The 25785-nt window shown below is 45.1% G+C and carries 25 protein-coding genes; 16 read left to right on the plus strand and 9 right to left on the minus strand.

What is annotated here, in order from left to right:
• The first annotated feature begins 113 nt into the window (after window positions 1-113).
• From rimP to U5O15_09630, 12 genes are all read left to right on the plus strand, one after another.
• A complete protein-coding gene (gene rimP / locus U5O15_09575) occupies window positions 114-632 on the plus strand; it encodes a ribosome maturation factor RimP (GenBank protein MDZ7860892.1) in 519 nt (172 codons plus the stop codon).
• Between the two features lie 72 nt (window positions 633-704).
• Window positions 705-2282 (plus strand): transcription termination factor NusA, encoded by a 1578-nt coding sequence (gene nusA / locus U5O15_09580; protein MDZ7860893.1) that lies wholly within the window; start codon window positions 705-707, stop codon window positions 2280-2282.
• 23 nt (window positions 2283-2305) lie between these two features.
• Window positions 2306-4474: a translation initiation factor IF-2 gene (gene infB, locus U5O15_09585; GenBank protein MDZ7860894.1), complete on the plus strand. Its 2169-nt coding sequence runs from the start codon at window positions 2306-2308 to the stop codon at window positions 4472-4474.
• 24 nt (window positions 4475-4498) lie between these two features.
• A complete protein-coding gene (locus U5O15_09590; GenBank protein MDZ7860895.1) occupies window positions 4499-4777 on the plus strand; it encodes a DUF503 domain-containing protein in 279 nt (92 codons plus the stop codon).
• Between the two features lie 13 nt (window positions 4778-4790).
• Window positions 4791-5168: a 30S ribosome-binding factor RbfA gene (rbfA, locus tag U5O15_09595; protein ID MDZ7860896.1), complete on the plus strand. Its 378-nt coding sequence runs from the start codon at window positions 4791-4793 to the stop codon at window positions 5166-5168.
• Window positions 5161-6150: a bifunctional oligoribonuclease/PAP phosphatase NrnA gene (locus U5O15_09600; protein MDZ7860897.1), complete on the plus strand. Its 990-nt coding sequence runs from the start codon at window positions 5161-5163 to the stop codon at window positions 6148-6150. The genes rbfA and U5O15_09600 overlap by 8 nt, the downstream gene beginning before the upstream one ends.
• A gap of 33 nt (window positions 6151-6183) precedes the next feature.
• Window positions 6184-7092, plus strand: coding sequence for a tRNA pseudouridine(55) synthase TruB (gene truB / locus U5O15_09605; protein ID MDZ7860898.1), 909 nt, complete (start codon window positions 6184-6186; stop codon window positions 7090-7092).
• A gap of 26 nt (window positions 7093-7118) precedes the next feature.
• Window positions 7119-8078, plus strand: coding sequence for a bifunctional riboflavin kinase/FAD synthetase (locus tag U5O15_09610; protein MDZ7860899.1), 960 nt, complete (start codon window positions 7119-7121; stop codon window positions 8076-8078).
• 310 nt (window positions 8079-8388) lie between these two features.
• On the plus strand, window positions 8389-8658 hold the full coding sequence (gene rpsO, locus U5O15_09615; protein ID MDZ7860900.1) for a 30S ribosomal protein S15: 270 nt from the start codon (window positions 8389-8391) through the stop codon (window positions 8656-8658).
• 98 nt (window positions 8659-8756) lie between these two features.
• Entirely contained in the window at window positions 8757-10829 is a 2073-nt protein-coding gene (gene pnp / locus U5O15_09620; protein MDZ7860901.1) for a polyribonucleotide nucleotidyltransferase, read from the plus strand.
• Window positions 10830-11001: 172 nt separating this feature from the next.
• Complete coding sequence (dut, locus tag U5O15_09625; GenBank protein ID MDZ7860902.1) at window positions 11002-11505, plus strand: dUTP diphosphatase; 504 nt, start codon at window positions 11002-11004, stop codon at window positions 11503-11505.
• Window positions 11506-11514: 9 nt separating this feature from the next.
• Window positions 11515-12375 carry a polysaccharide deacetylase family protein gene (locus U5O15_09630; protein MDZ7860903.1) on the plus strand — a complete coding sequence of 287 codons (861 nt, stop codon included), beginning with the start codon at window positions 11515-11517 and terminating at the stop codon, window positions 12373-12375.
• 94 nt (window positions 12376-12469) lie between these two features.
• On the opposite strand, the gene U5O15_09635 is transcribed toward U5O15_09630, so the two are convergent.
• Window positions 12470-13612, minus strand: coding sequence for a DUF4388 domain-containing protein (locus U5O15_09635; GenBank protein ID MDZ7860904.1), 1143 nt, complete (start codon window positions 13610-13612; stop codon window positions 12470-12472).
• 12 nt (window positions 13613-13624) lie between these two features.
• Entirely contained in the window at window positions 13625-15592 is a 1968-nt protein-coding gene (locus tag U5O15_09640; GenBank protein MDZ7860905.1) for a tetratricopeptide repeat protein, read from the minus strand.
• A 232-nt stretch (window positions 15593-15824) separates the two neighbouring features.
• On the opposite strand from U5O15_09640, the gene asnS reads away from it, so the two are divergent.
• The gene (gene asnS / locus U5O15_09645) at window positions 15825-17120 is read left to right on the plus strand and encodes an asparagine--tRNA ligase (protein MDZ7860906.1); all 1296 of its coding nucleotides are present in this window, start codon (window positions 15825-15827) and stop codon (window positions 17118-17120) included.
• Between the two features lie 74 nt (window positions 17121-17194).
• Here asnS and U5O15_09650 read toward each other — a convergent pair whose 3' ends face one another.
• From U5O15_09650 to U5O15_09665, 4 genes are all read right to left on the minus strand, one after another.
• The gene (locus tag U5O15_09650) at window positions 17195-18013 is read right to left on the minus strand and encodes a tetratricopeptide repeat protein (GenBank protein MDZ7860907.1); all 819 of its coding nucleotides are present in this window, start codon (window positions 18011-18013) and stop codon (window positions 17195-17197) included.
• Between the two features lie 523 nt (window positions 18014-18536).
• On the minus strand, window positions 18537-19235 hold the full coding sequence (locus U5O15_09655) for a DUF1722 domain-containing protein (protein ID MDZ7860908.1): 699 nt from the start codon (window positions 19233-19235) through the stop codon (window positions 18537-18539).
• A gap of 160 nt (window positions 19236-19395) precedes the next feature.
• Window positions 19396-19890 carry a hypothetical protein gene (locus U5O15_09660; GenBank protein MDZ7860909.1) on the minus strand — a complete coding sequence of 165 codons (495 nt, stop codon included), beginning with the start codon at window positions 19888-19890 and terminating at the stop codon, window positions 19396-19398.
• An 8-nt stretch (window positions 19891-19898) separates the two neighbouring features.
• On the minus strand, window positions 19899-20108 hold the full coding sequence (locus tag U5O15_09665) for a hypothetical protein (GenBank protein ID MDZ7860910.1): 210 nt from the start codon (window positions 20106-20108) through the stop codon (window positions 19899-19901).
• A 690-nt stretch (window positions 20109-20798) separates the two neighbouring features.
• Between U5O15_09665 and U5O15_09670 the strand changes: the two genes are divergently transcribed.
• The 3 genes from U5O15_09670 to U5O15_09680 all read left to right on the plus strand — a co-directional run bounded on the left by U5O15_09670 (window position 20799) and on the right by U5O15_09680 (window position 23020).
• Window positions 20799-21548 (plus strand): hypothetical protein, encoded by a 750-nt coding sequence (locus U5O15_09670; GenBank protein ID MDZ7860911.1) that lies wholly within the window; start codon window positions 20799-20801, stop codon window positions 21546-21548.
• Window positions 21549-21606: 58 nt separating this feature from the next.
• Window positions 21607-22044: a CGGC domain-containing protein gene (locus U5O15_09675; protein ID MDZ7860912.1), complete on the plus strand. Its 438-nt coding sequence runs from the start codon at window positions 21607-21609 to the stop codon at window positions 22042-22044.
• Between the two features lie 208 nt (window positions 22045-22252).
• The gene (locus tag U5O15_09680) at window positions 22253-23020 is read left to right on the plus strand and encodes a cupin domain-containing protein (protein ID MDZ7860913.1); all 768 of its coding nucleotides are present in this window, start codon (window positions 22253-22255) and stop codon (window positions 23018-23020) included.
• Window positions 23021-23219: 199 nt separating this feature from the next.
• On the opposite strand, the gene U5O15_09685 is transcribed toward U5O15_09680, so the two are convergent.
• From U5O15_09685 to U5O15_09695, 3 genes are read right to left on the minus strand one after another with little or no spacing between them, the layout of a single operon-like run.
• Entirely contained in the window at window positions 23220-24038 is an 819-nt protein-coding gene (locus U5O15_09685) for a hypothetical protein (GenBank protein ID MDZ7860914.1), read from the minus strand.
• Complete coding sequence (locus U5O15_09690) at window positions 24020-25093, minus strand: hypothetical protein (GenBank protein MDZ7860915.1); 1074 nt, start codon at window positions 25091-25093, stop codon at window positions 24020-24022. Before U5O15_09690 ends, U5O15_09685 begins: the two co-directional genes overlap by 19 nt.
• Window positions 25090-25785, minus strand: coding sequence for a hypothetical protein (locus U5O15_09695; protein MDZ7860916.1), 696 nt, complete (start codon window positions 25783-25785; stop codon window positions 25090-25092). The genes U5O15_09690 and U5O15_09695 overlap by 4 nt, the downstream gene beginning before the upstream one ends.

The raw sequence follows: 25785 nt of genomic DNA on the forward strand, positions 1-25785 counted from the left end.
AAAATTGGTGAAACTCCAATTAAAATTATCCTTGATTTTTGACTGTAATTAAGGTAGTTATTAATAGTAGGTAGATAGGGCGGAAGCGCCCTATTTTGCTTTATTTGAGGGTATTGGTAAATATTAATATGACAGTTGAAAAGAATATAGATGAAATCCTTACGGAAGAGCTCGGTAATCTGGGATATGAATTGATAAAAGCAAATTCTTTCCAGAGGGGTAAACGCCGGATATTACGTATTTTTATAGCTCATCCGGACAGGAGTATTACTATAGATGACTGCGTTGGTGTTTCAAAATCACTCTCTCTTGTCCTTGATGAGCTGGACGGCATATCAGGTCCTTATAATCTTGAGGTATCTTCTCCCGGGGTTAAAAGGCCCCTTGTGAAACCTGAACATTTCGAACAGTTCAGAGGGAAAAAAGCCAGAGTTCAGTTTATTAATGAAAAGGGGAATAAGCAGTCGCTTACGGGGGAGATATCCGGAACAGATGGAAGCTCGGTTGTCTTAAGATTAAAAGAAGATACTGTCAGGATTGAATTAAAAAGGATAACCCGGGCTAATCTTGATACTGAGCCCGTTGGTATCGGTAAGGGTAAAAAAGGAAAGAAGAAAAAGAGACGGAAGTGAAAAAATTTTGACAGATTCCATTAGCTGGAATACAATGAAACCAGGAATGATGAATTTAAGAAAAGAGGTATTATGAAATCGGAATTCTTCAACGCCTTTTCGCAGATGGTACGCGTAAAGAGGATTGACAAAAATGCTCTTATTGAAACTGTCAAAGCCAGTCTTGTTTCCGCGGCAAAACGGAAGTTTGGACCTGACGCGGACGTGAGAGTTCATATCGACGAAGCCAAGGGCGCTCTTGAAATTAATCGTATATACAAAGTTGTAGAGGAAGTTGAATCAACTGATACAGAGATAACGCTGGATGAAGCTTTGCAGCTGGATGAAAACGCTGAAATTGGCGGAGAGGTTTCCGAAGAGATGTCTCTCGAGCAATTTGGAAGGAATGCCATACAAACCGCTAAACAGGTTCTTATGCAGCGTGTCCGGGAATCAGAGAGAGAAAGGATCTACGAGGATTATAAAGACAGAGTGGGTAATATTGTTTCAGGTACGGTCAGGCAGGTAGACAGAGGCAACATCCTTGTTAACCTCGGAAGAGCTGAAGCGTATCTTCCTTACGGAGAACAGATAAGGAAAGAAAGGTATAATCAGGGTGATACGATCAGAGCCTGTATCGTTGACGTTGATAAAGATATCAAAGGCCCCCTTATTACGATCTCGAGAACCAGCAGTCAATTCCTCAGAAAGTTATTCGAACAGGAAGTTCCTGAAATTTTTGACGGAGATGTTGAAATAAAGAGTATCGCGAGAGAACCGGGAGGGAGATCAAAGATCGCCGTTCGTTCTCGGAGTGATAAAGTAGACGCGGTAGGGTCATGTGTTGGAATGAAGGGATCGAGGGTTCAGGCTGTCGTAAATGAATTACACGGCGAAAAGATAGATATAGTGAACTGGAGTGATATCTCTTCCGAATTCGTCTCTCGCGCGCTCGCGCCGGCTAAAGTCAGCGGTTTGCGGTTCAATGAAGCGGGAAAAACCGTTGTGGTTATTGTTGAGGAAGATCAGCTGTCGCTTGCTATAGGCAGGCAGGGTCAGAATGTAAGGCTGGCTTCGAAACTTACAGGATGGGAAATAGATTTGGCCACGGTTAAGGACACCGAAAGAAGAAGCAAGTTTGAACAGAAACTCTTGATGGATATATCGGAAATGTACGGAGTCACTAAAACGCTGTCCAGGAAACTCAAGGATTTTGGGGTATTAACTGTACAGAAGCTTCACAAGACACCGGTAGAGGAACTCAAAGAGATAAAAGGAATAGGAGAAAAGACTGCCGATAACCTCAAGGCGAGAGCCGAGGAGACTATGGAAGAGCTGGATAAAGCGCTTGAGGAACTTATCGAGAAGGAAAAAGAAAAAGATGAGGGCATGGAGGAGAAGCTGTTTGGTGAAAAGGTGTTCGAATCCTCTGAAGATAAGGAAAGTGAAGTAATGCCTACCGAGGATGAGTTGTTCGGCAAATCCCGAGAGAAAGAGAAGGATGAAGTTGAACAGGAAGAGGAGAATGCCGATACTCCCGGGACAGATGAAGGTGAAATCACTGAAGAAAACGATAATGAAACAGATCAGGCAGATAGTGAATCTGAAGGAGATTCTGAAAGCCCACTTTTTGAAGAGGCGGAAGATGATACCGAAAAAAAACTAGAGTAATATCTGGAGGGAGTTGAGGTCTATTGACGAAGATTCGAGTTTATGAGATTGCAAAAAAGTATGGTATATCCAGTCAGGCTTTGATCAAAATTCTTGTCAAAGAGGGTATCGTTGTAAAGAGCCACATGAGCACGGTGGAGAAGCGCGCCGAATCTATGATAAAGAAGCATTTGAAGCAGATTAAGGACGACACTAAAGAGAATGTTAAAAACAAGAATAAATCTAAGATTAAGGAGACTCAGGAAAAAAGTAAGAATAAGAAGCAGATCAAAAAACCCGGCAAGAAAAGGAAACCTCAGAAGTCAAAAAAAGGCAAGAAGGAAGCGGATCAGAAAGCCGTTAAAGAGAGTGTCAGAAAAACTCTGGCTAAAATGGAAGTCACCAGAAAATCCAAGAGAAGCAAAAGAAAGAAAAAATCAGAAGAGGTTGTGGAAGAGGATAATGTCATTAAACTCCCGGAGTATTCCACACTTTCAGAAGTAGCGCGTCAGCTTGATGTAGACCCCACGGAAATTATTAAGAAATGTATGGGGCTGGGGGTGATGGTTACTATCAATCAGCGTCTTGACTCCGATACAATGTCATTGATCGCCGATGAGTACGATTACGAAATAAAATTCGAAGAAGTAGAACCCCGTGAGTTGATTAAGAAAGAGGTCAAACAGATAGATCCTGAACGCATGGTATCGAGAGCTCCTGTTGTAACTATCATGGGACATGTAGATCACGGAAAAACCTCCCTGCTGGACAATATCTGCCAGAGAAATGTAATCGCCGGAGAGAAGGGCGGAATAACTCAGCATATCGGCGCTTATGAAGTCGAAGTAAATAATAAAAAGATATCCTTCATAGACACACCTGGGCACGAAGCATTTACGGCTATGAGAGCGAGGGGAGCTCAAGTAACTGATATAGTAATTCTTGTGGTAGCTGCCGACGACGGCGTGATGTCTCAAACAGTCGAAGCGCTAAACCACGCGAGAGCTGCCGATGTGCCTATCGTTATAGCTATAAATAAGATAGATCTTCCAAATGCCTCCGTGGAAAAGGTTAAGCGTGAGCTGCTAGAACATGAGATCGTCTCCGAAGAATACGGGGGGGATGTAATGGTGGCTGAAGTATCGGCTGTATCGGGTGAAGGGGTTGAGCATCTCCTTGAAATGGTCCTTTTTCAGGCGGAGATGATGGAAATAAAAGCCGATCCATTAGCTATGGTTCATGGGACCGTTATTGAAGCGAGAAAAGAGGAAGGGCGCGGTATTATATGCACGGTTCTGGTTCAGCAGGGTACGCTCAGAGTATCGGATAATTTCCTCGTGGGGGATTACGCGGGAAGAGTTAAGGCTATGCTGGATGAACGGGGCAATAAAATAGAAGAGGCTCCCCCCTCTACTCCCGTTATTGTTATGGGAAGCAACGGTATTCCTCAAGCCGGAGATTTCCTTATTCAGGTGGAAGAGGAGAGAACAGCAAGGGATATCGCGAGCAAGAGACAGCAGTTAAGAAGGGAAAGGGAAAGAAGAATTGAAAGCAAAATAACTCTCGAAGACCTCTATGATCAGATAAAAGCAGGAGAAGTAAAAGAACTGCCCCTTATAATTAAAGCTGATACTGACGGTTCCGTGGGAGCGCTCGCGGATAGTTTGGAAGGTCTTGACACAAAAGAGGTTAAGATTAAAATTATTCATAGTGGTGTGGGGATGATAAATGAAGGCGATATTCTGCTTGCTTCAGCTTCCAACGCTGTAGTTATTGGTTTCCATGTCGGTATAACCCCCCCAGCCACACAAATTGTAAAAACGGAAAATGTTGATGTCCGTTTTTATGAAGTTATATATAAAACAATCGAGGATATTAAAGCCGCTATGTCAGGTCTTCTGGAACCTGAAATCATCGAAAAAGATATTGGGGCGGCTGAAGTCCGACAGGTTTTTGGTGTGTCAAAAGTGGGGGTGGTTGCCGGGTCATTCGTAAAATCCGGCAAGGTGGTCAGAGATTCATTTGTTAGAGTCGAAAGGGAGGGAGAGGTTATTTTTGAAGGTGTGGTTTCTTCCCTGAAGAGATTCAAGGATGATGTCAAGGAAGTAAACAGCGGATTCGAGTGCGGTATAGGAATACAGGACTATAATGACGTAGAAGAAGGGGATATCCTGCGTATTTTTATTAAGGAGGAAAGAAGCAGGTCTATTTGAGGGTGCTGAAAAACCATTCATATGATGATTGCCAGCTTAGTATTAGAACTTTATTTACCCGGCTGTTCTTCTCTGAAAGAAAAAAGGATTATTCTTAACAGCGTCAAGGATAGACTGCGAAACAGGTTCAACGCCGCCTTTTGCGAAACGGGTTTTCAGGATAAATGGCAGCGCAGCGAGTTCTGCGTCGTGACAGTCGCTAACACTTCAAAGAGGCTGGATAAGATTCTTCAATCTGTCATATCCTTTCTTGACAGTGATCCAAGAGTCGTTTGCGCTAACATAGAAAGAACTTATTTATAGAGGGAAAAACGATATGAGTAATAAGTATAAAGCCAGAAAAAAGGAGGCGATTCGTGAGTTTGTCGCGGAATTGATTATGAAAAAAGTCAAGGATCCGCGTGTCGCCAATGTTACGGTACAAAAGATCGACGCAGCAGATGACTTTTCGGTTGCTAAAATCTATTACAATATTATAGGAAGAAAAGATGATATCGAGACAGTTCAGGAAGGACTGAGAAGCTGCAAGGGTTTTATAAGAAGTAAGATAAGAAAACACATCCGTATGAAAGTGATCCCCGAGTTGATATTTAAATATGACGAATCACTCGACAAGGCAATGAGGATAGAGAAAATAATCAATAAAATTCATGATGAGCAGGAGGATCGGGATCTGGAGGATGAGGTTGATTAGCTATAAGGATATGCAGTTATTTGAGAATATCAGAACACTGATCAACCAGCATAAGACATTTATTCTGATTGCTCATATTGATCCGGATGGTGATTGTGTCGGTTCAATGCTTTCATTTGCCGCGTTGCTTGAAAACATGGGTAAAGAGGTCGGGTGTTATATCCCGGGCGGAGTATCGGGAAAGTATAAGAAATTTCCGCGCTTGGAATCGATCCTGTCCGAAGAGGATGTTAAAGGGTTTCAGTTTGAAGCCGCTTTTGTTTTCGATACGCCTACTCTCGGAAGAGCGGGCGATATCATCACTCCCGAAGGCGACGCCGTTATAGTAAATATCGACCATCATCCCACGAACAGGAGATTCGGTTCAATCAATTATATCAAAGATAAAACCGCTTCTACAACGATTCTGGTTTATCACTTTCTTTCCTTTACCGGCAGTGAATCTATAACACCGGAGATTGCCGATTATCTCTATCTGGGGATTGTAATGGATACGGGTTGTTTCAGATTTCAGAATACTGACGCTGAAGCGCTTTCCGTCGCTTCAGAACTTATTAAGTACGGGGCGAGGGCGAGTGAGATAACAAGGGAATTCTTTTATATGAAGAAATTCAGATCAGTAAAGCTCTTATCGTGTGTTCTCGCCAATTTGCAATTGTTCGAGGATGGAAAGATAGCCGTTATGACGCTTACTAATTCCATGCTGGACGAGTTTAATGCCGAGGCGGAGGATACCGAGGGGTTTATCGATTATGCTTCTTCAATCGAAGGGGTTGAACTTGCCGCTTTTCTTAGAGAAATAAACCCAGAGAGAGTAAGGGCGAGCCTTCGTTCTTTAGATGACCTTGATGTTGCTTCCCTGGCTGAAAGATATGGCGGGGGGGGACATAAGAACGCCGCCGGATTGACTTTAGAGTATGACCTCGAGAGAAGCAGAGAGCTGATAATTAATGGGTTTCGCCAAATATTGATTAAACTTTAATTCTTCGGGCGGAAAACCCTGCAAGAGGATCTAATGAAACTGAAAGATAAATTAAATAATAAAGTTATACCTGTAAATAAAAGTACCGGGATTACGACTTTTGACTGCGTAAGGAAATTCAAGAGTTTTACAAAGATTAAAAAAGCGGGCCACGCGGGAAGCTTAGACCCCGTGGCGGAGGGATTGGTTCTGATTCTGAGCGGTGAAGCGACAAAATTGTCCGACTATCTGATGGATCTGCCGAAGAAGTACACTGCCGATATCAGGTTGGGCCAGTCAACCGATACTCAGGATACAATGGGAGAGGTGGTTTCAACCGGGGAGTGGAAGGATATCGGGAAAGAGGATATTATTTCAGTTCTGCCCGATTTTCTGGGAAAACGCCCGCAGGTTCCTCCCATGTATTCCGCGCTCAAATATAAAGGGACTCCGCTCTATAAACTTGCAAGGAAGGGAAAAGAAGTAGAGAGGAAGCCTCGTGAAGTTACAACATATGACATAAATCTTGTTTCATGTAATCTTCCCGAGTTCAGGATTAAGGTAAAATGTTCAAGGGGACTGTATATTAGAACTCTGGCCGAGGAGATAGGAGAAAGACTGGGAGTTCCTTCTCACCTGTCAGGTCTGAGAAGAGACGCGATAGGCAATTTTAACGTTGAAGAGGCGGTCTCGCCGGACGCTTTTAACATGCTCTCTGAGATTGACAGTCCGGGATACTCGCCGGCTGAAGCGCTGGCACATCTGCCGGCTCTTGAGATGACAAAGCGTCAGTCCGCTCTGCTTCTAAATGGCGTCGCCCCGCCCTTTCCGGTCGATATGGACTTATCCCGGGGTGATATTATCCGTCTTATCCGTTTCGATAATACACTGGGCGGGATAGGAGAAGTTACCCGCGCGAGAATCATTAAGATCAGGCGTGTTCTTAAGACAGCTTCCAGTTAATGATATTATGAATTTCGGGGATACTGATGAAGATTATTTCTAAGACGGAAGATATTAAAAAGGGAATTGAGGGCGAATCCGCGGTGACGATAGGGGTCTTTGACGGAGTCCACGCCGGCCATCAGCAGGTCATAAACACGCTTGTTGATATAAAGGAGAGAGAGACTCTCGATCAGAATATTGTTTTTACCTTCGACAGACATCCGTTGAGTTTTATTAAGCCCCGTACGGCTCCGCAGCTTCTTACTACTATGGAAGAGAAGATTTCACTCCTTGAGCCCCTCGGCATCGATTATCTTGTTATTGAGAAGGTCTCCGGTGAACTGCTCAAAATGGATTATGTTTCTTTTATCGAGAAGAGGTTGATAGAAAGATGGGGAATGACGCATCTCGTCGTCGGGTATGATTTTCGTCTAGGAAAGGACAGAGAAGGATCGCTGGAGCGTATAAAGCGCGAAGGCAAGCGGGATTCATTTGGATTAACCGTTGTTCCTCCTGAGAATATCGAGGGTAATATTGTATCCAGCACTATAATCAGAGCGGATGTTTCTGCCGGAAGAACTGAAGATGTGGTGAAATATCTGACACGTGAATACTTTTTTGACGCGCTTGTTGTCAGGGGAAAAAATATAGGGCGCGAGCTTGATTTCCCGACAGCGAATCTTGTCGTGGATAATCCTGATAAATTGATCCCGGCGGAGGGTGTTTATGCTGTCTCCGTGGAAATAGGCGGAACGCGCCGCGCGGGCATGATGAATATAGGCACGTCTCCCACTGTTAAATCAGATAATAAGAAGAGAATAGAGGTTCATTTATTTGATTTCTCAGAAGATATCTACGGTGAAACGCTCAGGGTTCACTGCGGCAACTTCATAAGAAAAGAGAGGTTGTTTGGCAGTTACGGCGAGCTGAGAAAGCAATTGATAAAGGACCGTGAATTGATCAGAGGTATCTTCAAAGAGAATGAGCGGGGGGTTTCCCCGTGAGGAAATCGACAACGATTTTGAAAATATCACTCAGCCGCACACTATACAAATCAATCGATTACCTGACAGGGTATAAAAATTGGGGAAACTCCAATTAGGATTTAAATGATTGACAAACCAATTTAATATTATATCATTATAACTTACAGCATTGTGCTGTAGTTTAAATTTTTTCAGGAGACGGTAATAGGATTGAAGAATAGACCTGCCGTTGAGTTTAATATTAATTAGATACTAATGGCGGATTGGGAAAACCCCTTTCTGCTGCCATCGTGTTTGTTCAGCATTGTGATTAAAGGAGGTTTTTACGATGGCTTTAGACGGAAATGCTAAGAAAGAGATAATTGACAAATTTAAGCTCCATGATTCGGATTCCGGATCACCGGAAGTGCAGGTTGCTATCCTCACAAAGAGGATTAACGACTTGACGGAACACTTCAAAAAGCATAGGAAGGATTTCGGTTCCAGACGCGGTCTATTGAAGATGGTAGGTAGAAGAAGGAAACTGCTGGATTATTTGAAAAAGAACAGAATTGAAAAATACAGGGCGCTCATCAAGGAATTGAATCTCAGGAAATAATCATCAGTTATATTGCCAACCAGGTCTTTTCGTGGCCGTTGGAGTGTGCGTGAGCGTGTCTTGTATTAATTATTTGTTTGTGGAAGGAAAGAAATAAGATGATAAGAAAGAATATTACAATTGAAGACAGAGAATTATTTTTCGAAACCGGAAGAATCGCGAAACAGGCGGACGGTTCTGTCCTTCTGGGAGAAAGCGACACAACCGTGCTTGTAACCGCGGTTGCCTCAAAAGGCAAGGAAACAGATAAAGATTTTTTCCCTCTTTTCGTCGAATACAGAGAAAAATTCTACGCGGCGGGGAAGATTCCCGGAGGATTCTTCAAGCGTGAAGGGAAGCCCGGAGATCATGAAACGGTCAGCTGCAGACTTATTGACAGACCGATACGGCCTCTTTTCCCCGACAATTTTAATTATGAAGTGCAGGTTGCCTGCAGCGTGTTGAGCGCGGACCAGAAACACCAGGCCGACGTTCTGGGTATAATAGGGGCTTCTCTTGCTCTTAATATGTCTGAGATTCCGTTTGAGACCATACTGAGCGGAGTTCGAGTTGGTATTGGTGATGACGGTTATATAATAAATCCCACCTTTGAAGAAGTTGAAAATGGGAATATGGATATAATAGTCGCCGGATCAGATGACGCGATTCTGATGGTTGAGGGGGGAACAAACGAGATTTCAGAGGATAAGATACTGGAGATTCTCGATTTTGCTCACAGCTGGATCAGAAAACTAAACGCGTTTCAACGGGAGTTTCTTGAAGATTGTGATATTCCAGAGAAGAGAAAGGTCCTCGAACCTGAGCGTGACGCCGAACTCGTTGAGAAATTAAGAGATGAATATACTGAGGAGATTCGTGAGAGAAGCAATATCAGCGGTAAGCTGAACAGGGAGCGTTCGCTCTCCCGTTTGTGTTTGGAGGCTGTAGAGAAATATTCAGAAGAATATCCCGAGGCAGAGAAAGAAATAACTGAAATACTTCACGAAATTGAGCGGGAGATTGTCAGAGATTTAATTCTCAATGAAAGAGTAAGGACCGATGGAAGAAAATTGGATGATATAAGAGATATTACTTGTGAAGTGGGTGTGATGCCTCAGACTCACGGAAGCGCTCTGTTTACCAGGGGAGAAACACAGAGCCTGGTTGCCGTAACGCTTGGAACTTCTCAGGATCAGCAGCGAGTCGACGCTATGAGAGGGGAATCATGGAAGAGGTTCCTTCTCCACTATAATTTCCCGCCGTACAGCGTGGGTGAAGTGGGGTTTTTCCGCGGTCCCGGCCGGCGCGAGATAGGTCACGGTTTGCTGGCTGAACGTTCATTGACTCCGGTGATTCCGTCTGAGGAAGATTTTCCATATACGATCAGAGTGGTATCCGACATTATGGAATCCAACGGCTCCAGTTCGATGGCAACTGTATGCGGAGGCACACTTGCCCTTATGGATGCGGGGGTTCCGATGAAGAAACCCCTCGCGGGAGTTGCCATGGGGCTTGTTATGGAAGGGGATAATTATGCTATCCTGACCGACATTCTCGGGCTTGAAGATCACCTCGGGGATATGGATTTCAAAGTAGTCGGATCTAAAGACGGGATAACGGCATTTCAAATGGACACGAAGATATCGGGCGTGTCGCGCGAAGTTATGGCTGAAGCCCTTGAACAAGCGCGCAAAGCAAGAGTCAGTATTCTTGATAAGATGCTGGAAGTAATCCCGGAACCGCGGGCTGATATCTCGCCCAAAGCTCCTAAGATAGTCCAGATACAGATCCCCGTTGATAAAATCAGAGAAATTATCGGCCCGGGAGGTAAAGTTATCAGACATATCCAGGAAGAATCAGGAGCGAAGGTTGATATTGATGACGATGGAACGGTTCAGATCGCGGCGGTAGATAAGGAATCAGGCGATAAAGCCCTTGAAATGGTTGAGAGAATAATCGAGGAACCGGAACTCAACAAGGTTTACAAAGGAGTCGTAAAGAGTGTCGTGAAATTCGGCGCCTTTGTGGAGGTTCTTCCCGGCAAAGACGGACTGCTTCATATTTCTGAAATCGCTAACGAACGTATAGGAAAGGTGGAGGACGTGCTGAATGTCGGAGATGAATTGGATGTTAAAATTATCGGTATCGACGATCAGGGGAAAATCAGGTTAAGCCGAAAAGTGCTTCTCTAGTATTTCAGGGCATGCAGCGCATTTTCTTGTAATCAACTTAAGGCAGGGAAATTCCCGGGGTTTTGTTACTTTTTTAATATCTTAATCTTAAAGGGGTAATATTTCCCCGTTTCTGTTTCCGGAAGCATAGATCTCAATACGCGAATTTACCGCTGTTTAAATAGTCTTACTTGTGGTTCTAACGGGATTTTCTGAAAGGATAAGGTTGGAGGAAAAGCAGGTCATATCCGACTTACTCGCCGAGGTAGGTGTTTGCTATCTTCCTCATCACGGCGGACTCCCTGCCCCGTCCCGCGCGACCGAAGGGGCGGCCGGCTATGATATCTGCGCCGCCTGCGCTGAAGATCTTTCAATAAGTCCGGGAGATGTTAGAATAGTTCCCTCCGGATTCAAGCTTTCAGTCCCGCGCGGATATGAGGCTCAGGTGAGGCCCAGAAGCGGGCTGGCTCTAAATAACAGAATAGGTGTTCTTAACAGCCCCGGAACAATCGACAGTGATTACAGGGGAGAGGTGGGGGTTATTCTGTATAATTTCGGTTCTGAAGAGTTTGTTGTGAAGAGGGGAGACAGAATAGCACAGTTTGTCATTTGTAAACTGCCCAATGTCTCTCTTGTCGAACTGGACAGGCTCGATGCCACTAAGCGGGGTGAAGGCGGATTCGGCCATACCGGTTAGGAGAAAGGTTTGTCCCTTTTTCTTTTGATACTTTCCGTTTTATCATTTTTAGTTATTCTCTCATATTTGCTCTGGAAAACCAGATGGGGACTGCCTCCCGATGATTTCCCGCGTGTTCTCGCCTATCATAAGGTTACAGACTTTGAACTTGGCGGGACATGGATATCCCCCGCCAGGTTTGCGTCCCAGATTGACAGATTGTTGGATCTGGGGTTTAGTTTTTTAGGTGAAGATGATTTCTTGGCGGTCCTTGAGGGTAGACGGACGGGAAATAGAAAAGAAATACTTTTAACCTTTGATGACGGCTACAGGGAATTCTTGTTCAACGCGGCGCCGATTCTTAAGAAACGGAATATAAGCGCTCTAATCTTTATTATTACCTCATATACGGGCAAGTACAACGATTGGGAGTTAAATCTTCCATGGCGCAGGTTCAAGCATTTAAGCTGGGATGAAATAAAGGAACTTTCTGATATGGGGTTCAGTTTTGGATCTCACGCAATGTCACACAGAGACTTAACCGGTTTAAGCAAAGAAGAGCTCAGGGATGAATTGACGTTTTCTAAGCGAATACTGGATAAAAACACCGGAGAAGAGATTAAATGCCTTTCATATCCTTTCGGCAAGGTGAATTCCGGAGTGAGTGAGGCGGCGCGCCGCGCGGGATACAGGGCGGCGTTTTCGATCTGTCCGCCGTCTTTAAATTCAAGAATTGACCCCTTCGCCCTTCGCCGTGAAGGTGTTTATGTGATAGATAATATTTTCAGTCTAAAAAACAAATTGTCATACGGAAAACTCTTCTGGGTGGAAGATTTAAAGGGTAGATTTATAAATGGCGTCTCCGCCCTTACACCGCTTATAAAGAGGTAGAGGAAGTATTTTTCATAAACCTGTGCTTAAGGAAATCATACACGGAGTCTTCCGTTTGGGACCTGGAGCAATATCATTGCGAAAACGGATGAATTCAGTTTTTTCTCAGAGTATAGGACCGGCCGGTTTTATACGGTTTGTATTTGAACCCAGCATTTTTTACCCGGGCTGATATTTCCTCTGAAATATAACCCTTTATTGACAGAATCTCCAGAGTTAAGGGATAAGATTTCTTTTCCGCGGTGTATTCGTCGAGGGCTGACCGGACTTTCTTCTCAAGCTGCCGTGTTCTGATCTCTTCAATATTCCCCGCCAGGTAATTTCCGGCGGCTGCTTTGGAACCATTGTTATGTTCTGTTTTAACGTTCCGGAATGACCATCCGGGCGGAAGGACGCGGGGTACGGCAAATTCTCCAATAAAAAAGCAGATGATAAGAGTCAATATCGTTATGGAAGTTGGTAAAAACCGCTTTCCGGAACTTTTCTCCTCTTTTTCTTCCGGCGGCAGCTCCTCTGTCTCAGGGGTTGTTACTTTACCGATCTCAATCATACCCTTTTCGAGGAGTTCTTTTAAGGCTTCATAGGTGTTGAAACGGGGCATCCTGCCCCTTGAAATAAGGTTGGAGAGTTTCATTTCTTCATGGAGCATTCCGTAGATCAACTTTTCGTTTTTCGTAAGTTCTGAAAATTCATGTTCCGGTCTGGATATATTCTTGAAGGTCATTTCCATTGAGGGAAATCTCTTCTCGAATTCAGCAAATTCGTCTATCCTCCTCATACTTTCCATAAGAATAGCATCAACCCTGATGCTGATAAAACTTTTTACTCCCTGGAGGAGTCTGTTACCCGAGATAAATTTGTAGTGACTTTTCGGCCAGCTTATAACTTCCTGGATAGTTTCGTATATCTGATCCGTGAAGATTTTTTTCAGTTCATCCTCTGAATAGTACTTTTCGGACAGCAGTATATCTGTCAGGTCGAGTTTTGTTTCAGCCTGGATCCGTTTAAGGCTCTTTATTTCACTTTCACTAAGGAACCCGTACCTTATGAGGTATTCTTCGAGTGGATCTCTTGTCTGGTCTCTGCGGTCGCGAGTGGATATAATCTCTCCTTCACGAAAGAATATCGCGACCTTTTCTTTACATTTTACAAGGAGCATCCCGGATTTCTGCTGTACTGAGATCAGCTGAAGTATCTCGCTTAATCCAAAATCTTTTACATCTCCTTCGAATGCCATATTAAGCCCTTTCTAAAGAGCATCCATAAATGAACTGAAGAACTCTTCCTTCTCCTTTGAGTCTTTTATTCCAACTTCGTCCGAGTTGTTATTCTCGCCGTAATTCCTTTTGTCTTCTTCTTCGTTATGTTCGCCGAGAGTCTGCGGCGGAAGAATATTGTAATTACGGGTTATTCCGGGTTTCTTTGCCCTTGTTGAGATAATGGCCGTAATAGTCAGTATTATTAGAGATATTATCGTTTTCCAGAGCACGGGGGAGGTGAACTCATATCGCGGATCTTTAAAGTAAAAACCGTTCCAGATTAGAGAAAGAAGCGCGATCGAGCTGACGAAAATCATAAGTACACCTGTGAAAGTCTTTTTAGTGTATATGTGTGTTCCGCCGGGAAATATAAGCATCCTCTTCCACCTGGCTGATGATATTCTTTTGATTGTCTTCTGACGTTTGCGGCGAAGAAGCGCTTCAGTGACTTTTACACTTGAAAGTCCATTTATCATGCTGGCGCAGTCGGGGCATAAATTGATTCCCAGTTCAGTTCCCGCGCATTTCGGACAGACCGGTTTATCACAATTATCGCAATTAAATACCTCCCATTCTTCGGGAAGGGCTTTTTTTATAAAGATCGCGGCCAAAACGCTCATCGGAAACAGCAGCCAGAGGATGCTAAACGGCAGTAGAATCCAGTTTCTAAAGATTTCGTCTATAAGGAGCAGTTTTCGGTTTTTAGCTTCGCGGGCGGCTATACGGCGCAAATGTGATTTTTTAAAGCCGCACCCGAGAATCTCGTTATCAGCAAAATCTGAAGCTGGGTTTTCTCTTTTGTATCTTTCGATACCAAATTCACTGGCTTTTGTAAGCGCCGAACTCGAAAGACTGAAACGCATATTTTTGATACAGGTCTGACCGATATTGTACTGTGCTACAGAATTAGTTGAGTCTATGGAGACGGCGTTACGGTATCCGTTCAAAGCTTTATCGTAGTCACCCTCTTTGAAATAGATATTACCGAGATTGATGAAAGCCTCAACGAAATCGTTTTCTTCCTCGATAGACTGTCTGAGATATCGTTTTGCAATCTGTAAATTTCCCCTTCTGTACATCAGAGTTCCCAGAGCGAAATTTCTTTCGGCGCTAAATTCCGGCGAATCAATTTCCTCAATCAAACTGATTGTTTCTCTATCCGCTCCCTTTTCGTTAATCAAAGATAGTCGTCTTGTTACGCTGTATTCATCGATCCCCGGAACAAAATTATTAATTTTTTCCGAGAAAAAAGAAGAAATGGATATTAAGACGATGAGTGATATCAATATCCCCTTTTCCTTATTTGAACTGAAGCTCCATACTGCGATAATAAGAAGAAAGGCGTAGGCGGCAAGCCCGGGACGAGTAAGCAGCAGCCCCGCTATTATAACAGGGCCTATGTATTTTGCCGGGGGGAAAGTAAATCTGCCCGCGTAGATTTCAGTGATTTTGTGGTTTATCTTTGAACTGTATTTTACCAGCAGGAGTATGAGATAAATCAGCAGAGTTATACCGACAGCCGCTGTAAGGGTGATAATAAGATTTATCAGAACCAGATTCCTCTTGTAGAAAGACGAACTTTGTTTCTTCAGTCCACTTAAAAGATAGATAATAAAATTGAAGTCTGCCTGCTTCAGGGAGATGCGGGCAAGAGCGTATGAAGGGGCGGCGTAGTCACTTGAGAGATCCTGCGCTAGAAGCAGTTTTTCTTTTGCCTCTTTCCGGTTTCCCTCTTTCAGGGTTCTCATCGCTTCGCTGTATAAAAGTCTGGAGCTTAAGTTCAGCGCGGGCGCCCCCACGCGCAGCTCCTCGTTTGTATAACTTTTGATTCCGGAATCTTTTATGTCGTCAAGTGAATTGCCCAGAGCTGAAGTGCATAATGCAATACAGAGCAGGGCGCACAGTGAAATAATCGCCGGGGATTTAGTTATATTCCTCTGCCAGAACCTCTTTTTCAATTATTTATCTGCCTCTCTGATGTAAACAGCGGTTATTTAACACTTTCCCCGATATTTTCGGCAATAATCATGCCGTTAGAGGTTTAATAGGGGGTTAAAAGGCATTTATTGCCATTTCACTGTTTACATCTTCATATTGAAGTGGTAAATAGAATAATGTGGCGCGGTATTAGATGCCGCCTTAATAGTGTCGGAAAGAAATCAATTTTGTTTTTTAAGGAGGAGAGAGAAAATGCAGCCAGCCGAAATTTCCGGTATAAGTGGTTTTGTGGGGAAGAGTGTACAGTTGTCAGGCTGGGTGTATAATATACGTTCCAGCGGAAAGATAATTTTTATTCAGATGAGAGACGGCACAGGTATTATACAGTGTGTCATAGAGAAATCATCGGTAGGAGATGAAATTTTTGAAGCGGGCTCATCCCTCACACAGGAATCATCTCTCGAGATTACCGGATCAGTTAAAGAGGACAAGCGCGCCCCGGGCGGTTATGAACTCGACGTCACTGATTTGAAGGTGATTCATATCGCGGATGGTTATCCGATCACCCCTAAATCGCATGGGATGTCCTTTCTTATGGACAACAGACACCTCTGGCTGCGCAGCTCCAGACAGAACGCTATCTTGAAGATAAGAGCCGGAGTTATACGTTACATAAGGGAATTCTACGACAACAGGGGGTTTATATGTTGTGATACTCCCATCTTTACGCCGAACGCCTGTGAAGGCACGACAACACTTTTCGGGACGGATTATTTCGGGGATAGAGCGTATCTTACTCAGAGCGGTCAGCTCTACAATGAAGCCACCGCTGCGGCTTTCAGAAAAGTATATTGCTTCGGTCCTACTTTCAGAGCTGAAAAATCGAAGACACGGCGGCATCTTACCGAATTCTGGATGGTGGAGCCGGAGGTTGCTTTCGCCCGTCTCGATGATATAATGAAGCTCGCGGAGGACTTTGTTGTCGAGGTTGTAGGAAGAACTGTTGATACATACAGGGACCTGCTGGAGGATGTTCTCGAGAGGGATACAGGTATGCTGGAAAGCGTCAAGCCTCCTTTCCCCAGGATATCTTATACAGACGCTGCTGCTAAATTAAAGGAGAAGGGTGTCGATTTTGAATTCGGAGGAGACTTCGGCGGGAATGATGAAACCGTACTGAGCGAGGAATTTGACAGACCATTCTTCGTGCATAGATTCCCCGCCGCCATCAAGGCTTTCTACATGGAACCGGATCCGGATGACAATAAGTTAAGTCTGTCGGTGGACCTTCTGGCTCCCGAAGGGTACGGGGAAATCATAGGCGGCGGCGAGAGGGCTTCCGATCTGGAATATCTCGAGAAGAAGATAGAAGAAGAGCAGCTGCCTCGAAAAGCGTTTGAATGGTATCTGGATCTGAGAAGGTACGGGGCTTTTCCGCATTCCGGCTTCGGGCTGGGTCTGGAGCGTCTCCTCGCTTATATCTGCGGGATAAAGCACGTAAGAGAAACGATTGCCTTCCCGAGACTGATAAACAGGCTGAGTCCTTAAGCGGTAAATATTTCTTAGAAAGACGGGCGATAGAAGAGGGATGCCCCTTTTGTTTTTATAAAAATGTACATCAATTATTCCAGGGATTCGATCAGCGCCTCAACATCCCGGTAATTGATGTCCCGCGCGTAAACCTTTTTGAATTGTGATAATGCCTTTTCCTCTTCCTTCAGATCATTATAGATCAGGCCGAGATTGTAATGCAGTTCTTTCAGATCATAGCTATCTATCGGCTGGTTTAGAGGAGCCCTGTTAAATGTGTCGAGCGCTGAATCCACTTTACCCAACTGATAAAATGATGACCCTAAAAGGTTAAGTACTTTAGCATTTTTCTCATAACTTTCAGGGATTAACTGCAGCACTTCTATGGCCTTCTCAAATAGTTCAGTGTCGTAATAACAGCTTCCGAGCAGAAAGAGAGCAAAATGATCATCGGGATATTCTGATAAGTACTTCTGAAGCATTTCGATGGCATCATCATACTCTTCAACCAGGCGGTAAGTATATCCGAGACTTCTAATTGTAGAATAGTCGCTGCAGTCAAGACGATGGGCTTCTTTGAAAAATTCGAGCGCTCCGTGGAAATCGTTTTCCTCAAATTTATTATGAGCTTTCCGGCTGGCTCTTTTCGCTTTCTGCTTATCTGAAAAGTAGAAGAGAAGCTGGCCGGCTATTGTAAGAGCAATCAGGGATATTCCAAATAGAGGGACTGCTGCCGCGAAAAGCAGCTCAACCAGGTAGATAAAAGGCAAGACAATTTTGAACAAGCATCCGCAAGCTTTTTTACACTCGGCGGTAGTAGGAGGGCGTGAGGATGTATTGGAATTCGATGAAAAGGCTTTGCGAGTTGTTCGGAGTATCGTGTTTGCTATAATGTAGTTTTTTATCTTCAACTTTTTTCCCTGCTGCTTTGCTTTACGAATTCAATTTTGAAATGCAACAGTTGTAATATTTAATGCCGCGCCACCAGACTGCCCGATAGTATAATATAACAAAAATTGCTGAATAAAGAGTCAACCAGTAGAACATAAATAACTTAACATTTTTGATCTGCGGATTACAATTCTAATTCTACCCGATCAAAGTTCTTATGGGTTTTGATGAAGTTTTTACATCCGTTTTTTTTAACGTAAAGTATGGTTGGCAAATTCCTTCAATCTATTTTTTTTAATTATCTTAGGATTAAGAACAAAGCGGAGGAACACTATAGTTCAGACAGATTAGAGTGGTACTCCAGCCAATTTTCCCTCAATATAAATAAATATTTAAAAAAAATTTAACACTTTTGTATTCCGGCGAAAGTTGCCACTCATTCCGGTTTTAACCCGCCCCCTGCTATTCATAAAATAAATCTAAAATACACTGGATATTTATCTTTCAACAATTTTTAACGGCATAAGCGTTTGTTAAAGGGCTTTAGTCGCTCCATGCGCGTAGTTCGCTCAATGCTGTCGAATCTATCAAATAACGTGAATTATTCGATAAGGCCAGACGTTGAATTTTATTTAACAATTTCTTAGTTGGAATGGAGTCAATCTTATTTTTTGCTGTCGATGAATATTCAGAAACATAGTCCCACATGTGCAGCGCCGCGTTATGAATAAGTTTTGGATTTGGCGGTGTTTTTAATAATGTTGTTAATTCCAGGGAGATATCATCGATGTTTTTCAGATCATGCTTTGATGCTAACCATTTTCCGATCCTTTTATACGTTTCGATATCTCTCGCCATTACTGAATATTTATGTTGCGCCCATAATTGTTGTGCGTTTTCAGGTAAGGGTATTCTCCCGGGTTCAAGCAGTTCATATTTTTTAGACAGAATAGATAACTGAGAAGCCGGGGAATCAATGAACACGGCTGGCCATTGATTTTTTTTTGATCTTAAATTCACGGGCGACCTATCAACGTAGCCTCTAAGATTCATCTCAGCGACGATCAATTTATGGCGTTGCTTGAGCGCCCATCCATAGCCAATCCAGCGAAGAGTTTCGGGGTGCTTTGAGTATCCCTTCTTATTATTACGAACAATCGATACTACTGCATGTAATTCCCGATGTTCACCTAACAGGCTTTGCCGATTCAAATAACCTGGATTAATGTCCCAAATTCTCATGTGATATCCAAAGCCCTATAAAGAGCATCGCTTCACCGGCAGGTGTGTCCGGCGCAAATTGATGTTATACAATCTTTCTCACATTTAGCTTACCTCGGATCTTGTACGTCGATTAAAAGAGGTAAATAGTCTGAATATTCAGATCATACTCTGGTTCTGTTTATCCACCCGGCGGCGACACACCGTCGCATAGGCAGTCGCCGTTCTCGTCCTTCTCGTTGCTGGGGGGTGGGTAGTCGCAACAGCCATTGTCGTCGAAGTCCACGAAAGTAATTACATTGTACGGCGTAAGCCCGTCGTTGTCCTCCACGGGGTCGTTCATCAATCCTCCCTCGGGCCAGCTGTCGATCAGGTAGCAGGAGGAAATTGTGTTGCCCGACAGGTGCAGGGGGCCCTCTATGACAGTGATGTTGCCAGACAGTACGTCGTTGTTGTCGGCGTCGACGCGGCCCTTGGCGATCACCATGCATTGACTGGCCTCGGTGCCGTTCAGCGTGTTGCCGGTCAATGTCACCGTGCCGTTCATCTCGCCTACGCCCTCGGCGCCGATAGTAGTAGAGGCAAACATGTTCTTGCTTACCCCCCAGGTTGTATTGCCTTCTACCGGAGAGGCCACTTCGAATTGTGGGTTCGAATTGTGGTTCATTACTTCCATACGTCCGTTCATGCCGAAAGCAGTGCTGATATAGAGGTTGTCGCCGGCAGTGTGTTGTCGTTTATGTCCAGGTTGTTGTTGGCGTTGACGACCAGACCTCCCGCTTTGACCACGGTGAAGCCCTGTAACGCGAAGGTGCCGGCGGCGGAAATCATCAGCGGATTGCTGCCCGGCCCGGCCAGTGTAAATTTGATTCTATGATTTTTGTGCATGTTCATGATTTGTCTCCTTCCGCGGTTTCCCTACAGGATATCGGAAATTCAATATTGTTGAGGATATATAGCATTATCACCGCGCCCTAAAATATTGTTTGACCTTACCCCTATCGCAGTTTCTTTCAAATTACATTTGGAGAATTATACTATAATAACAAATTTTATATTATTCTCTGATTTTTGTATATGTCTATTTTTTTTTTGGACATCCCCCAATTTTCAGGCAGAGAATCAGCTAACTGATGTTAGTAAGTGGAATAGGGCTTTCATTGCTGATGAGTGCGGCTGATTGATATTTTCAAAACCCTCGCCGAGTGGCGAGCGGGCAAGGATTTCTGACCCGAAGGGGCAGAAAGAGCGAGACCGAGGCGCAGAGCGTGCAATTCCCTCGCCGGGGAAATCGACAACGATTTTGAAAATATTAATCAGCCGCATACTGTTACAAATCATCGACTACCTTATAGGTTATAAAAATTGGGGAAACTCCACATTGTAAACTTCATTGACTTAATATTTTCTATATCCTAAAATTTGTTATTCCAATAAGTTCGTTATGGTACGCGGGGGCTTTGGCTGCAATTCGGGGATCTGATGTGAAACTGGAAGTTAAGCTTTAGAATTCAAGCTCCCCCGGTTTTCTGTCCTCGCGCACTTTAAAATGAAGGTCAATTTATATTGCAAAAGGAGCAGGTCATGAAAAAAGCAGGCAGCTTTTTCATCTTATTGTTAAGCGTTATTGTTTTGCATACACCTGATCTTCTCTCCCAGGTTGACCTGGAGATTGAAACAGGCGCAGTATTCAGCGGGTACAACGATGTGAGGATTCCCGGGGACGGGGGAACGCTTTTTTCCCTTTCCGAGGAGCTTAAAACCGGCGCGGAAGGTTTCTTTAGAATTAGAGTATTCTATAATTTCAATGAACGTCATCACCTCGGAGTTCTTTATGCCCCGCTTTCAATTCAGTCAAGCGGCGGGTTGGATCGTGACCTCGTATTCGAAGGGAAGACTTTCCCGGCTCATACCCCCCTGGAAGCAAAATATACATTTAATTCTTACAGATTGACCTACCGTTATGACTTTATGAGAAATGATAAAATCGAAATGGGTATTGGATTTACAGGAAAGATACGAGACGCGGAAATTGCCGTAAAAGGGGACGGCCTCGAATCAGAAAAAAGCAATGTCGGGTTCGTCCCGATAATTCATTACCGGCTTTTATGGAAATTTGCTGAGAAGTTCGCGTTTCTCTTGGATGGAGACGCCCTTGTAGCTCCTCAGGGCCGCGCAGAGGATATTCTTGCCGCCTTGACCTTTAAAGCGACCGATAAGATCGATATGTACGCGGGTTACAGAATTCTGGAGGGCGGAGCGGATAATGATGAAGTATATAATTTTACGTTGATAAACTACGCCTCCGTTGGCGCGGTATTTCATTTTGAATAAAGAAGTTCTATCTTAAAAATATGGAAATTGATATATAAATAAAAAGGAGGCGGGTTAGATGAAGAAAATCGGAATAATTATCTGTGACCGTTATCATAACTGCGCGGGAGGGAAATGTCTTCGATCCCTGCGGAACCGTGAGGGGGCATTCGCCCTGTATAAGAATGAGGAAGTTGAATTAGCCGGCTATACCACCTGCGGAGGTTGTCCCGGAGGAAATATAGAGTACGCTCCGGCGGAGATGAAAAAGAACGGGGCAGATGTAATTCATCTTGCAACCGGATTGGTGGTTGGATATCCGCCCTGCCCGCGGCTGAACTTTTTTACTGAATTTATTCCCGCCCATTTTGATCTGGACGTGGTTGTCGGCACTCATCCGATTCCTCAGAGCTATTACATTACCCACGGTAAGCTGGGTACCTGGAAATCTGATAGATGGCAGGAACTTATCAAGCATGTCCTGACGGATGAGCAGATGCGTAAGGCGTATGTCTAGGAATAACGCACCCGGAGTTTTTTAAGTTAAGGATTTCATCCTGTCGTCTCTACAGCCTTTTTGCCGGTTTATCCCACTCCGGAAGAATATGTTTCGCTTGTGTCGAAACTGACAACATCGCAAATGTATAAAGAATTATCTTTAATAAATGCTCCCCCGGCCGGGGGTTGAAATCTCCTTTATTGAATTCTCAGCAGGAGGAAACAGAATGCTTAAACAGATTGCCGTATTAATAACCTTGCTTTTCATCCTGCCCGCGACCGCTGCCTTGGGTTCGGGCCCGGATGATATATTGAACAGATATGTGAAGGATTTCCGCAGGGATGTGGCTTCGGAGGGGCTGGAACTGAGTTTCGGGGTTAAAATAAAAGGGCTTGGCATCTGGACGGTACAGCTGGGAGGCGAAGGGGAAGCATTCCTGAAGAAGGGGGAGCCGCCGGAGCCGTCCTTCCTATACCTGACCGATATGGAAACCCTGCGGAAAATGGACCGGGAAGAATTGGGTGTAATTACGGCGATGGGGAGGGCGTCCGCATCCGATCCCGCGCCAATGGATTTCGAGATGATGCCTGGATACTCTCCCCCCGGCGACTTTATGGATTTTTTCACCCCTTTCACCTTCCACTTCTGGACCAGAGGATTCCCTGAGATGATTAAGTTCGGAGATAAAAAAAACACCCGGGTAGTACACGGGGCCAATGTAACGGCTTTTTACTATCAGAAGGGGTTCCGCTCCGCATGGTACCAGATCGAGAAGGGCCAGCATATCAATCAGCGCCCGGAGGATCAGACAAATCCCTTCCCCACCCTGCTGGTCTTTACATCCGGCGAGGCGGAAGCAAGGATCGGAGACAGATACATGAAAATAAAGGAAGGGACCAGCGTTATGATCCCCGCCGGAGTAGCTCACGAGTTCTGGAACAACCGGGATGAAGATGCCGAATTTATTATACTTATGTTCGGGGAAGGGGCATGAGACCATTCCGGCTGATTACAAGAAATTCGATTTTTTCTGTCAACGAGGGAAGTGCGGACCGGAAGGTTTGCAGCTCCATTTATGCTGTTCTTCGCCGTGTTCCGGGCCGTTAAAGCAGAATTTGCTGTGGTGGGGGGGAGGCAGAATCAGATTATAACTCATCCAACTCTCCCCGAGAGGTGACACAATTTACAATGATCTAGCCCGCTTCAGCCGGCTGCAGCAGCCCGGATGAGATAGAAAAACCGCCTATCAGTGAAATCAGAGAATCTCTCCGCCTGATAAAGGGAAAATTAACCAGAACGGCAGGCGAAGAGGGATGCAGCGATATATTCTCCAGCATTCTTCCGCACCTGAGTATAGATTTCGGAAGTGAGGCCAGAAACACAAAATCCGCGAGGGCCATTGCCTCCGAGCTTTCCACCGAACACAGCACGGGATTTCTCAGTCCTGCCGAGCTTTCCATCCGGAAGGAGGGCTGCTTGGAGGTAAGCAGTCTCCCCGCTTTCAGGTAAGCAAATGGGTTCGTTGAAATAAACGCCGGTATATAAACCCTGTAAGGGCGGCTGCCCGCCATCTTATCTATAAAATGCTCAATTTCTCTTATTCCGGCCATCCTCCGGTCCATCCGTATTCCGGCCGGCTTTTCAATTTTCTCCATCCCGTCGGGCGGTTCGGAGAATGACGAAAGCAGAGTTGCTTCTCCTTTGTCCTCGAGCCTGACTCCGTAAAGAGCCTTCTTTATCTGCATATATTCTCCCGCGGCTGCACGCAGATCCTCAGCCAGCTTTTTATTGTCTATGTAAACTATCCAGAAAGGCAGCATAAGATCAGCATCGCCCTCTTCCACCGCCCTGTATACAGCCAACTCCCTGAGGCCATCTTCCGTTATCATCCAGTGCCGCAGGCAGGACTGGCACAACCTGGTTATATAATCATCTGAGCCGGAAAGTTCCCTTCCGCAGTGCGGACAGGCCAGTCTTTTTATTTCAAGCATTCCTATCCCCTTCCGAACCATTTGTGGAGTTTATACTTCATCCATTTCAGCGGATCTATCATTCTGCTGTTTCTAATCATATCGGATATGTACAGCAGACAGATGACAGCAAAGATAAGGGGAAAACAGGTTCCGGCGAGGAAAGCCGCGGCAGCAGGTATGAAAAAGTAGTACGCCGGATTTATCCTCCTTGTTTCCTGAACGTCCGACCTGATGATATGGCCATCGTTCCCGTCAATGGTCACTTCGCAGATAATCCCCCTGTACTTATAAAACAGCAGGTAGACAGGGTAGTAGTATACGGAGAGTCTCTTATCAAAGAGGTGGAACCGGCTGGCGTCTATCCTGGACCCCGCCGGCCTGGACAGACTCGCGGTATACCTGAATCCGTTCGCTTCCGCTTTTCTGCGCGGAACGGTGACCAGAGCAATATTCATCGATCTCTTCAGGCTGTGATCGAACACCTTCCAGTCACCGAATCTGGACCGGAAGGATATTCCCTGGAGCCCAAGATGGCGCATAACACATGCCGGTGCACTCCAGTTAATATTCCTTGAAATGAATTTTGAGAAGGGCTTTCTTTCCTGTTGGATGACCTTTCGGCTCATCTTTCCGCCGGGGGTGTCCGTGTACTTTTCAACTGTTCTTGTTTTGAACTCCTCTCCGCAGATCCATCCGATAAATCTTCCCTTCATCCTCCAGAAGGGAACGTGGATGAGCTTCAAATCAACCACTGATGTGTGCCTTGCTCCGATTCGCCCGCCGGTTCGCTGATTCAGAAGATTCAGTGCCCTGAGCCTTGCCTTCCCGGCGGTAATTCCCGGTTCGATATAGAAGCTCCGGACACCGCGCGGATTCAGTATATACAGATCAGATCCGCAGTACTCACACAGAATGCTCCTGATCCCCTCTGGTATACTGAGCGAGCCTCCGCATGAGGGGCAGTTGATCCCAATATTCTCCCTTGAGCCATCCCCGGTGTGCCGGACGTTCAGCTCTATCTCCGGTTCGGCAGGGGTATCCGCCGCTAGATTGGCCACGGCGGCGGGATCGGTTGTGATTCTGCCGCTTCTCATAGAAAAGCCACCTTATCTCTGATTCTGTACACGGAATAACCAACAGAGGCGGCTGCAGCCATCAGACCCAGCCTGGCCATCCAGGAACCGGCCAGCTTCCCCGCCAGCAGATATATTAAAAACAGTCCTGCTGCCGGCAGTAGTGAAGCAATATCCATGGATTGATTTCTCCTGGCCGGAACCTTTTCCATCTGCACATGCCAGTTCTCTCCTGTAATCACAGCGTCTAATCTCTGTTTCCCCATCCTGAATGATATCAGGTACAGGGGTAAATGAATCATCCTGGAAGCCCGGTCATCCCTGTTGGTTGCCTGAACCAGGTTCTCGCCCGAAGTAAGCTTCTCGTCGAAAAAGCAGTAGTCCCCGGCCGGAATATCAGCCAGCGGGCCAACCCTGCGAGAAGCCCCGTCGGTGGGAATACAGCTGGTTCCTCCCGACTCATCCTCAATCACCGAAAAGGGGACGTAACTGAATTCAGTTTCGATATCATCCGGAGCGGGGCAGCCCCGTTTCAGAAGAAAAGAGCGAAGCATATCCTCAGCTGTCCCGTCGTCCCGGCGGTGCGGCAGTATAAGGTGCTCATATTCTTTATCCTCCACCGCCAGCGCTGAGCCGCAATAGATACACTTGAGCATCTTCTGACCCGGAAGCAGTTCATTTTTTCCTCCGCAGAGTTCACACTTAACCTGCAT

Source organism: Candidatus Krumholzibacteriota bacterium (genome assembly GCA_034520215.1).
In the GTDB taxonomy this organism is placed as follows: Bacteria; Krumholzibacteriota; Krumholzibacteriia; order Krumholzibacteriales; family WJIX01; genus JAGHBT01.